The following is a 10,550-nucleotide window of genomic DNA, read 5'->3' as shown; positions in this document are numbered from 1 at the left end:
TGCTCAACCACTAGGTTGGTTCCAGGAAGAGATTAAAGATGCTAGCCAGATGGAAGGTCTTAAATACCGTACAGTCGGCCTTGCAGCAGACGTTTTGTTGGAAATGGGTATGTCGGTCGTACAGCTACCTGGCGGAGAAATTCAGCCGGCAATTAAGTCGGGTCTGATTGATGCTGCGGAGTACAACAACCCGACATCTGACCGTGACTTTGGTATGCAGGACGTGTCCAAGCATTACCACTTGGCATCGTATCACCAAAGCCAAGAGTGTTTTGAGGTTACTTTTAACAAAGATAAATTCAATGGCTTGTCGGCAGAACATCAAGCAATTATTAAAAACGCCTCGATGGCTGAAAGCGCTGGCTTCTACTGGGGCAACACTAAGCGCTACGCTGATGATCTCGTCAAGCTTCAAGAGTCCGATGGTGTCAATGTATACCGTACACCTGACTCCGTAATGGCAGAACAATTGGCGGCTTGGGATATTGTTGCAGATCGTATTGCTGGTGAAGATGCGTTCTTTGCGAAGGTGATGGATTCACAAAAGGCATACGCCAAAGATGTGATGAACTACCTCAACCTGAACCAGCCTGATTACAAACTGGCGTACAACCACTACTTCGGTTGATCGTTTAGTTTAGAAACGGTGTGTCCGGGTGCTTTATTGCGCCCGGACATTTGCGCTCAGTTGATGAGCGCCAATAATTCACATGATCTGTAGGGGAGCGACAGACACATGAAAATCGTTTATGCCATTGAGGGACTGAGCCTGTGGGTTGGACGTGCCTTTGGGTGGTGCATTCTAATCCTCACACTGTCCGTATCGTACGAAGTTTTCGTAAGATACGTCCTGAATTCGCCTACTGTTTGGGCGTTTGATATGATGATCCAGATGTACGGTGCTTTGTTCTTGATGTGCGGTGCGTATGCATTGGCGCAGGACACGCACGTGCGTGCTGATGTTGTGTACCGTTTGCTGCCGATCAAAGTACAAGCCTCATTGGATTTTGTGCTTTATTTCCTATTCTTCTTTCCGGGTGTCATTGCCCTTGCTTGGTATGGTTACGAGATCGCTTCTGATAGCTGGCGCTACAAAGAAGTGAGCTTTAACAGCCCTGCCAGTATTCAAATTTATTTCTTCAAATCTTTGATCCCGCTGTCTGGTGCGCTGTTGGTACTGCAAGGCTGTGCTGAGCTTGCGCGCTGCGTGATGGCGATGCGTACCGGTGCTTGGCCCGAGCGTTTGGCAGACGTCAAAGAAACTGAAGATTTGTTGGCGAGTATTGATCTGGATGCGATCCAGTCCGCTACGCCTTCTAATAAATGAACCGCCATAAGAGCGAATAGAAAGATATAAAAAGATGTCAAATCCTGAAGTCGCCCTGTTGATGCTTGGGCTGTTCATTTTCCTTGTACTTCTTGGCTTTCCGATTGCTTTTACACTCCTCGCGATGGGTGTGGCATTTGGATATTACGCGTACCATCAAGGTGGTCCGATCGAGACGTTCTCGGATATTTTCAACAACAACATTTTCTACCTGCTGAATCAGAACACCTATTCTGTGATGGAAAACCCGATCCTTGTTGCGATCCCGTTGTTCCTGTTTATGGGCTACGTGGTTGAGCGGGCAAACATCGTCGATAAGTTGTTCTTCTCGTTGTACATGGCTGCACGCAACTTGCCGGGTAGTCTTGCAATTGCCGCCTTGCTTACTTGTGCAGTGTTCTCAACGGCATCTGGTATCGTTGGTGCGGTTGTAACACTGATGGGCTTGTTGGCTTTTCCCGCGATGGCAAATGCCAATTATAACAAAAGCTTTGCATCTGGCGTGATCTGTGCCGGTGGTACGTTGGGTATTTTGATCCCGCCATCCATCATGCTTATCGTCTATGCGGCGATCGCCGATTTGTCGCCCTTGCGTCTTTACGCAGCTGCCGTATTCCCCGGTTTGTTGTTGGCGGGCCTCTACATTGTCTACGTGATCACACGTGTTTGGTTCAATCCAGCATTGGCGCCAAAACCGACAATGGAAAATGTGCCGCCACCCCGCGAAATCTATAAAGACCTGTTGGTAAGCTTTGTACCGCTGACTGTGTTGATTGCGCTTGTTCTTGGTTCAATCCTGGGTGGTCTTGCGACACCGGCTGAAGCTGCTGCTATGGGTGCTTTGGGTGGTATGGTGTTGGCGGTACTTTATCGCTCCATGACGTGGGAAAAGCTGAAGGAAAGCGTCTTCCTGACCGCAAAAGCAACTGCGATGGTGTGTTGGTTGTTTGTTGGTTCGTGGACGTTTGCATCAGTCTTCTCATATTTGGGTGGTCACGACATCATCGCAGATTGGGTTGGTGGGCTTGATCTTGAGCCGTGGGAATTCTTGATCCTTGCTCAAATCATTATCTTCTTGCTGGGATGGCCGCTGGAATGGTCTGAGATCCTGATCATTTTCGTGCCAATCTTCTTACCGCTTCTCGAGGTATTTGGTGTAAACCCTTACTTCTTTGCGATGTTGATTGCCTTGAACTTGCAGACTTCGTTCCTGACGCCACCCATGGCGATGTCCGCCTATTATCTCAAAGGGGTCCTCAAGGACAAAATTGAGTTGATGGATATCTTCCGCGGTATCATGCCTTACCTGGGTATTGTGATCTTGACGATGGTCTTGATGTACAACTTCCCAGGCATCGCATTGTGGTTCCCTGACTATCTCTTTGGGCCATACATTCCATGATCCCAGATAGTTATAAACTAACTGCAACCGAGGCGGTGAATGCCATCGCCTCGGGACGCCTTAGTTCTGTTGAATTGGTCAAGTCTTGCTTGGCGCGCATTACGGAAACTGACGAAGCTATTAACGCATGGGCTTTCCTCGATCCTGATGCAGCACTTGCGCAAGCGGCTGAATGTGACCGGCTTCGCAGGGCAGGCATGGCAACGGGGTGTCTTCATGGCATTCCGGTTGGCCTGAAAGACATCATCGATACTGCCAAAATGCCAACACAGCGCGGAACATCAATCTTCGCTGGACGCCAAACGGAACACGTAGCCCGTTTAGTTGAACGTTTGCGCGAAGAAGGTGCTGTGATCTTGGGTAAAACCGTGACCACTGAACTGGCTTTTGTGCATGCAAACGAAACCCGTAATCCCCATAACGCCGATCATAGCCCTGGTGGTTCATCCAGTGGTTCGGCGGCTGCCGTTGCAGCGATGCATGTGCCGCTGGCCATTGGTACGCAGACCAATGGTTCTGTTATCCGTCCGGCATCATTCTGCGGAACATTTGGGTTCAAACCGACACGCGGCGTGATTTCCCGCAGTGGCGTTTTGCAGACGTCAGTTTCGCTTGATCAAGTGGGTTGTTTTGGTCGCAGTCTTGAAGACGTTGCCCTGTTGACCGATGCAATCGGAGGCTACGATCAAAATGACCAAGTTAGCTTTGCGCGTCCGCGTCCAAAGATGCTTGAAGGAGCGCAGGCCGAGGCACTGGTAACGCCAGAATTTGCATGGTTTGATCTTCCCTTTAACGAGCGCCTTTCCGGTGATGCGCGTGAGGGCATGGAAGCGGTGCTAGATATTCTTGGCCCTAAAGTGACCAAGATGGAGCCCGCAGATACCCTGTCTGATCTTGTCATGGTGCAGGCGCGTATCCACGAATATGAAATTGCTCATCACCAAGCTGAGGTCTTCGATGCGCATTGGGATCAAATCAGTGGCACATTGAAGCCCGTCATTGAGCGTGCGCGTAAAATCACAAAAACTGAGTATGAAGATGCGCTAGCCGTCAAAGGGTCCGCTGAGTCGTTCTTTATGAACTTCTTTCTAGATTACGATGCAGTCATTGCGCCTTCAGCAGCTGGTGAAGCTCCAAAGTTTGGAGAGGGCACAGGCGATCCGATTTTTTGTACCCTGTGGACACTTGCGGGGCTGCCATGTGTCAGCCTTCCTCTTCTGGTTGGTGACAATGGCCTACCGATCGGTGTGCAGCTTATTGGGCCGCCCGAAAAAGATGACCGGCTTTTGCGCACGGCGCGATGGCTACAAACCTATTTATCTGAAACAGCCGAGTAACTGAGAGGACCTACAATATGTCATATATGGTTAAGTTAATTGCAGGCCTGACTGGCACAGGATTTTTGTGTATTTTCATCGGGGGCCTGTCCCAAAGTATCTCAAGCGGTTTTGCTGGCTTTGTCGGTGGTGCGCCGTTTATGCTTATCGCTATTCTCGTGTGCGGTATGGCCGTCTACGATTTCTGGGACGAGTGTGTACGTAAGAAATGAGTAAGAAACGTCTTTGGATTACGCGCCGCCTGTCTGATGCAACGCTTGAACGGGCTGCGCGTGATTATGACGTTGTTATCAACCATGAAGATACCCCCGGGACGGCTGCGGAGTTAATCGCGGCAAGTGCCGATTTCGACGCGATTATTCCCTGCCATTCCGAGCACTTTTCTGCGGATGTGGTGAGCCAATTTTCTAACCGCTTGAAGATTGTGGCCAACCATTCGGTTGGTGTCGATCATTGCGATATTCCTGCGCTTAACGCGGGTGGTATCACAGTTACGAACACGCCAGATGTGCTTTCTGATGCGACAGCTGAGCTGGCTATGTTGTTGATGCTTGGTGCTGCACGCAATGCTGTAGCTGGTGACCGGATTGTGCGGACTGGCCAGTGGGACAGCTGGTCACCGGCCTTTATGGTTGGCAAACAGGTAACTGGTGCGCGTTTAGGCATTATTGGGATGGGTCGCGTGGGGCAGGCTTTTGCTCAAAAGGCGCGAGGTTTTGGGATGCAGGTTAATTATTACAACCGTCGCCCGCTTGCGCCTGACTTTGAGCGCGGGGCTGTTTATCACGAGACCGTCGAAAGCCTTTTGGCAGTTTCTGATTTCTTGTCGCTTCATTGTCCTGCAACGCCTGAGACGGTTGACCTGCTGGATGGCGAGCGTTTTCAAATGCTGCCAAAAGGGGCTGTCGTTGTGAATACGGCGCGTGGGGCTTTGGTTGATGAAGACGCTCTGATTGCAGCGCTTGATAGCGGGCATGTTTCTGCCGCTGGTCTTGATTGCTTTAAAGTTGAGCCGGGTGGCAACCCTAAGTTTTCGTCCTACGATAATGTTTTGATGTTGCCTCATATCGGGAGCGCAACACGACAAACACGAGATGCCATGGGGTTCCGCGCCCTCGATAATCTTGATGCATTTTTCGCGGGCCAGACACCAAAGGATATCCTGACCAAATGATGGACAAATCAATCACCAAACTCGCATTTCTTGGCCTTGGCGTCATGGGCTATCCAATGGCAGGCCATCTGGCAAAAGCAGGTCACTCCGTCACCGTCTACAACCGTACCACGGCAAAAGCGCAGGCGTGGGTAGATGACCATGGCGGCAGCTTGGGTGAAACACCTGCAGAAGCTGCGCGGGGCGCAGAAGCCGTTATGGCCTGTGTTGGTAATGATGATGATCTGCGCTCGGTTTGTCTTGGACCCGATGGGGCATTCGCCACGATGTCCGAAGGTAGCACTTTTGTTGACCACACTACCGTATCCGCAGCAGTTACAGCCGAGCTTCACGCTGCTGCAAAAGCTAAGGGCATTGCCTTCGTAGACGCGCCTGTATCTGGCGGACAAGCAGGCGCAGAGGGCGGGCAGCTTTCGATCATGTGTGGCGGTGCGCAAGCGGATTACGATTGGATTGAGCCTGTTATCAATACTTACGCAAAGCTGTGTCGCCGTATTGGCGAAAGTGGCGCGGGTCAGATGACCAAAATGTGTAACCAGATTGCGATTGCTGGACTCGTGCAAGGGTTGTCCGAGGCGTTGCACTTTGCCTCCAAGGCGGGGCTCGATGGCGCATCTGTTGTTGAGGTGATCAGTCAGGGCGCCGCTGGTTCATGGCAAATGTCCAACCGCTATCAGACCATGCTGGACGATCACTTTGATCATGGATTTGCTGTTGATTGGATGCGCAAAGATCTGGCGATTTGCCTAAGTACCGCCGAGGAAAATGGCGCGTCACTACCGATCACAGCATTGGTCGACCAGTTCTATAAAGACGTTCAGAAAATGGGTGGTGGCCGTTGGGACACATCCGCTTTGTTCAAGCGCCTTCAAAACGACGGCACCAAGTAACACGATAAAGTTGTGCAGCGCGCCAGCAGGTTTGTTGATCCGCTGCACAGCGATTTTTGCGATATTCATGTTCTGTTGCTGATCGCGATGGACATCAAGCTGTCGTTGGCTATCCAAGAACATTGATAACGAACATGCGCCGAAAAGAGTGCTGTCAGATAGAACCCTTCGTGTCTCATAATATGCGGCAAGTATTTGATCTTGTTGACCGTATCGTCGTGTTCCGTCGTGGTCGGATTGTGGCTAACCTTGATGTGAAAGACACCGATGGTCAGGACGTTGTGGCTTATATCACGGGTGCCAAAACTGGTGCCGAATTTGAAGGCGCGGCGTAAGCGGTGTTCAATTTAGACGTTCCTTTCTTTCTGCCCGTCTGGCGCCGTGTTTTGGTGGTTGTCGTAGCGATCGCTTGGGGGTTTTTTGAGTTCGCAAATGGCCATTTTTTCTGGGGTATTGTGTTTGTCGGCATGGGCAGTATAGCCACGTGGAAGTTTGGCCAGACCGATTGGTCCCAAGTGGCGGACGACGATAGGGGCAATAAGTAGGGGGTCAGATCATGGCCGTAACGCTCAAAGATGTTGCAGAGAAAGCCGGCGTTTCGCGTTCGGCGGTGTCGCGGACTTTCACGGAAGGCGCGTCAGTTTCCAAGAAAACCCGTGCCAAGGTTATGTCTGCAGCAGACTTATTGGGCTACAGTCCAAACGCTCTGGCGTCGTCGCTTACAACTGGCAGAACAAAACTTATTGGGCTCATTTCCAATAACTTCCATAACCCAATTTTTCTAAGTGTATTTGACCAGTTCACCGCAGGATTGCAGGAGCGCGGTCTGCGGCCACTTTTGCTTAACCTTAGTGATGAAATGGATACTGAGACATCATTGCGCATGATGCGTACTTACTCGGTTGATGGGGTCATTGTTGCTTCTTCCACGCTGCCGCCAAGTTTTTCAGAGGCCTTTCGCGATGCAGGTGTGCCTGTTGTGAATTCGTTTGGACGTCATTCGCTTTCGCCTAAAGTTGATACGCTGGGAATTGATAACATTGAAGCGGGTCGTATGGCCGCGCGCGAGATGATCAAACGGGGCTATAAACGCTTGGGCTTTTTGGGTGGGCCTGAGCGGGCAACGTCCACGCAAGACCGTTTAAGTGGATTCGCTCAAGAGGTAGCTGGCGCCGAAGGCGTGGCTATGTCGCAAAGCTTCGCTAAGCAGTATTCATTCGATGCTGGCCGTGCTGAGATGGTTGCGCTTTTGAAGGGTACACCGAAAGAAGCATATTTCTGCGGGGACGATGTGCTGTCTATTGGCGCGCTTTCTGCAATTCAGTCAGCGGGCTTAAAAGTGCCTGATGATATTGGATTGATCGGGTTAAACGACATGGAAATGGCCAGTTGGCAAAACATCAATCTGACGACAATTCATAACCCAATTAAGCAGATTATTCGTACCTCGATCGACGTTATTGAGGAGATGCTGATCGATGATACACGTAAACCACAAGCGCAGCTTTTTTATTGTCATGTGGTTGAGCGGGGCACGTTGCGCCCCGCCCCCTAACTTAGCGCATTGATGGCGGCCTTGCATCCAACCATTTGCCATCATCTTTGCCCGATTGTGCGACAGAAAACACAGCCGCCATAGATCGCAAGCCGTCTTCCGCACGGGGGTAAAGATTGGCTGTGGGGTCCATGACGCGGCTTTTATAATGTGGTGTATAGTTGTCGTTAGACAGCGTCTGAATTGCTACCCGAGTATTCTTAAACGAACTGGCCAGATGGACGTTTGACGCAAGTGAAGGCTGATTTAGCTCACGTTTTTGCGCCCGAACCCGAGTGGGGTCCAGCGCCTGCGATTGCCACGTGCCAGCGTGTGTTGCCGCCTGATACATTGGCCTCAGCCGACAGTGGGGCCCGCAGGATACTGCTGTCGCAAGTGTGGCAATGTGAGTTTTCGAGTGCGTTAGTTCAGTCATCAGGACTGTGTACGATGGGCTGTGCTGTGCCGTTGGCGATGTGCCAAAGTATCGTTGAACGGAATAGAACCGTCGTGTCATTTTCGGGCGATGCAGGCTTTTTGATGGTGGCCGGTGAATTAGCAACTGCAGCTGATCTTGGGCTAAAAACAATTTTTGTTGTCTTTGTAGACGCCAGTCTTGCGTTGATTGAATTGAAGCAGCGAGGTCGCCAGATGAAAAACCGTGGTGTTGATTTTGGTAGATCCGACTTTGCAGCGATTGCCCGCGCGTTCGGTGGGGCTGGCCATTGTGTCCGCAGTACCAACGAATTGACCGAGGCGTTGAACACAGCGCAAATGGCTGACACACTCACGGTCATAGCAGTAGAGATTGAGAAAGGCGCCTATGATGGCCGTATCTGAACCAAAAGGTGCATTAGACGGCCTTGTCGTTCTCGATTTAACTCGCATTTTGGCAGGTCCCACTGCGACCCAACTTTTGGGTGATTTGGGCGCGACCGTTATTAAGATCGAAAACCCGAAAACCAATGGTGATGATACCCGCGCGTGGGGGCCACCCTACGCGCAAACAACAGATGGCGAGCAAGATCTCAGTGCCTATTTCATGGCCGCCAACCGCAACAAGTATTCTGTAGCTGCGGACCTGAGTAGCCCTGAGGGGCAACAGCTTATCAAGGCGATTGCATCGCAGGCTGACGTTGTGATCGAGAACTATAAACCTGGAGGCCTTGAGAAATATGGCCTCGATTTTGCGACACTTACAGAGCGTCATCCACGCCTTGTGTGCTGCTCGATTTCGGGCTTTGGGCAAACCGGTCCAAACCGCGATCAACCGGGCTATGATTTGATGGCGCAAGGCTATGGTGGGATGATGTCACTGACAGGTGAACCCGATGGTACGCCGATGAAAGTTGGTGTTGGCATTACTGATGTGATGTGCGGGATGTATGCGACTATTGGTGTTTTGGCGGCATTGCGACATCGCGATGCAACAGGCGAAGGACAGCATATCGATTTGTCGTTGGTAGACAGCCAGATGGCATGGCTGATCAATGAGGGGACCAATTTTTTGGCCTCTGGTGATCTGCCTAAACGTCGCGGTAACGCGCACCCAAATATTGTCCCTTACGACGTTTTTCCGTGCGCAGATGGTCATGTAATTTTGGCTGTTGGAAATGATGGGCAGTTCGGGCGGTTTTGCTCTGCTGTAGGGTTGGATCAATTAAGCGGTGATGTGCGTTTTGTGACGAATTCGCTGCGCATTGAAAATCGTGTCGCGCTGACGGCGGCAATTCAGGCGCGTTTTCAAGCCCTAGCTATGGACGATATTCTTTCGCGGTTGCGCGAGGTAAAAGTGCCAGCAGGGCCTATTCATACTGTCGGCCAAGCTCTTTCGACGGATCAGGCACGCGCGCGCGGTGCTGTGGTGGCTATGACCCACGAAGATGCGGCTCAAGGCGAAGTCCGACTTCTTGGAAATCCACTAAAATTTTCTAAGACACCTGTAACATATCGCCGCCCACCTCCGCGGTTTGGCCAAGATACAGACCAGATTGTGCGTAGCTTCGGACAAAATCCACCCAAAGAGCCGCACTCCCCCGATTAATGTCGACACAAATCACGCTTTCGTAATGTCGCGTGTAAGTGAAGTGTATGTGATGCCTTAGCCCGTGACGACCAAAGTCATGCAAGTAGTGACCATACAGGGTGTAACGATGACCTATGATATCTGCCAATGCCAAGTGACCCTGCTGATGCACAAGCGGTCAGGGACTGGAATGGCTTGATCAAAGCATTCTTGTCCCATGGCACTACGGCACCAAAATACCTGAAGGCTGTGCTAACGGCCGAACCTGATTTTGCTATGGGGCATGCTGTCCGCGGGCTCTTTTCCATGATGATGGGACGGCGTGAGATCATTGAAGTCGGGCATCAGGCAAATACCACGGTGCAGGAAAAGTTGCGCTTAGGCGGGGCCAATCGCCACGAAACTTTATGGTGCGAGGCGTTAGGTATTTGGGTCTCTGGCAGCGCAATTCGTGCCTTGCTCGGTAGATCGAATGGATGGTCCCCACAGCGGCGGAACGTTGTTGGCTACACATGGCCTGAGATGCTTCGTTTTCACCAGATCGAAACGTTGGTGGGGGTTTTGATGACCACCGGCATTATTTTGGGCGGGTTATCACTTTGGCTGCTCCTCATCGCGCTCAGCTTGGTTGGGGCCGTTATATTGTCCAAACTAAGCTGAGTAAAAGTCGTGGGGCGGGGCTCCAGACCGTTGCGCTTGGATAACCCCAACTCCCTCATTGAGCCTGAAATTGTTCGGCTCGCCCGCTCTGAAAGAGTGGCCATTAAGGCTTCTTTGCTGTCTGATGTGCCTCAAGTCGTAGCTGCTGAGTAATCTCGAGTGTTTGCGGTTTCGCGTTCGACTTTATGCCGATTGATTTG

The 10,550-nt window shown here is 51.2% G+C and carries 10 protein-coding genes and 3 pseudogenes; 12 read left to right on the top strand and 1 reads right to left on the bottom strand.

The genetic code is table 11. The annotated features are described in order from the left end of the window. The 9 genes and pseudogenes from ACTF5M_RS10710 to ACTF5M_RS10670 form a co-directional block, all read left to right on the top strand. A pseudogene (locus ACTF5M_RS10710) lies at positions 1-628 on the top strand (C4-dicarboxylate ABC transporter); the annotation flags it as partial. A gap of 108 nt (positions 629-736) precedes the next feature. Next, complete coding sequence (locus ACTF5M_RS10705) at positions 737-1,327, top strand: TRAP transporter small permease subunit (protein ID WP_048598589.1); 591 nt, start codon at positions 737-739, stop codon at positions 1,325-1,327. A 34-nt stretch (positions 1,328-1,361) separates the two neighbouring features. Next, on the top strand, positions 1,362-2,729 hold the full coding sequence (locus ACTF5M_RS10700; RefSeq protein ID WP_048598590.1) for a TRAP transporter large permease: 1,368 nt from the start codon (positions 1,362-1,364) through the stop codon (positions 2,727-2,729). Next, positions 2,726-4,066 carry an amidase gene (locus ACTF5M_RS10695; protein ID WP_438960976.1) on the top strand — a complete coding sequence of 447 codons (1,341 nt, stop codon included), beginning with the start codon at positions 2,726-2,728 and terminating at the stop codon, positions 4,064-4,066. Before ACTF5M_RS10700 ends, ACTF5M_RS10695 begins: the two co-directional genes overlap by 4 nt. A gap of 17 nt (positions 4,067-4,083) precedes the next feature. After that, positions 4,084-4,278, top strand: a complete 195-nt coding sequence (locus ACTF5M_RS10690) for a hypothetical protein (protein ID WP_438960975.1) — start codon at positions 4,084-4,086, stop codon at positions 4,276-4,278. Then, complete coding sequence (locus tag ACTF5M_RS10685) at positions 4,275-5,240, top strand: 2-hydroxyacid dehydrogenase (protein ID WP_438960974.1); 966 nt, start codon at positions 4,275-4,277, stop codon at positions 5,238-5,240. The genes ACTF5M_RS10690 and ACTF5M_RS10685 overlap by 4 nt, the downstream gene beginning before the upstream one ends. Positions 5,241-5,251: 11 nt before the next feature. Next, the gene (locus ACTF5M_RS10680; RefSeq protein WP_438960977.1) at positions 5,252-6,130 is read left to right on the top strand and encodes an NAD(P)-dependent oxidoreductase; all 879 of its coding nucleotides are present in this window, start codon (positions 5,252-5,254) and stop codon (positions 6,128-6,130) included. 182 nt (positions 6,131-6,312) lie between these two features. Beyond that, positions 6,313-6,465 (top strand): hypothetical protein, encoded by a 153-nt coding sequence (locus ACTF5M_RS10675; RefSeq protein WP_233488181.1) that lies wholly within the window; start codon positions 6,313-6,315, stop codon positions 6,463-6,465. Between the two features lie 221 nt (positions 6,466-6,686). Further along, entirely contained in the window at positions 6,687-7,685 is a 999-nt protein-coding gene (locus ACTF5M_RS10670) for a LacI family DNA-binding transcriptional regulator (protein WP_048598595.1), read from the top strand. 1 nt (position 7,686) lies between these two features. On the opposite strand, the pseudogene ACTF5M_RS10665 reads toward ACTF5M_RS10670, so the two are convergent. Continuing rightward, positions 7,687-7,830 (bottom strand): annotated as a pseudogene (locus tag ACTF5M_RS10665) (gfo/Idh/MocA family oxidoreductase); the annotation flags it as partial. Between the two features lie 65 nt (positions 7,831-7,895). Here ACTF5M_RS10665 and ACTF5M_RS10660 point away from each other — a divergent pair. The 3 genes and pseudogenes from ACTF5M_RS10660 to ACTF5M_RS10650 form a co-directional block, all read left to right on the top strand. Further along, positions 7,896-8,504, top strand: a pseudogene (locus ACTF5M_RS10660) (thiamine pyrophosphate-dependent enzyme); the annotation flags it as partial. Next, on the top strand, positions 8,491-9,708 hold the full coding sequence (locus ACTF5M_RS10655; protein WP_048598596.1) for a CaiB/BaiF CoA transferase family protein: 1,218 nt from the start codon (positions 8,491-8,493) through the stop codon (positions 9,706-9,708). The pseudogene ACTF5M_RS10660 and the gene ACTF5M_RS10655, both read left to right, overlap by 14 nt. 129 nt (positions 9,709-9,837) lie before the next feature. Beyond that, positions 9,838-10,350, top strand: a complete 513-nt coding sequence (locus ACTF5M_RS10650) for a hypothetical protein (protein WP_048598597.1) — start codon at positions 9,838-9,840, stop codon at positions 10,348-10,350. Positions 10,351-10,550 lie beyond the last annotated feature (200 nt).

The organism is Nereida sp., from assembly GCF_965655635.1.
In the GTDB taxonomy this organism is placed as follows: Bacteria; Pseudomonadota; Alphaproteobacteria; order Rhodobacterales; family Rhodobacteraceae; genus Nereida.
The sequence above is the reverse complement of the archived record's forward strand: the minus strand, read 5'-3'. Positions and strand labels throughout refer to the sequence as shown.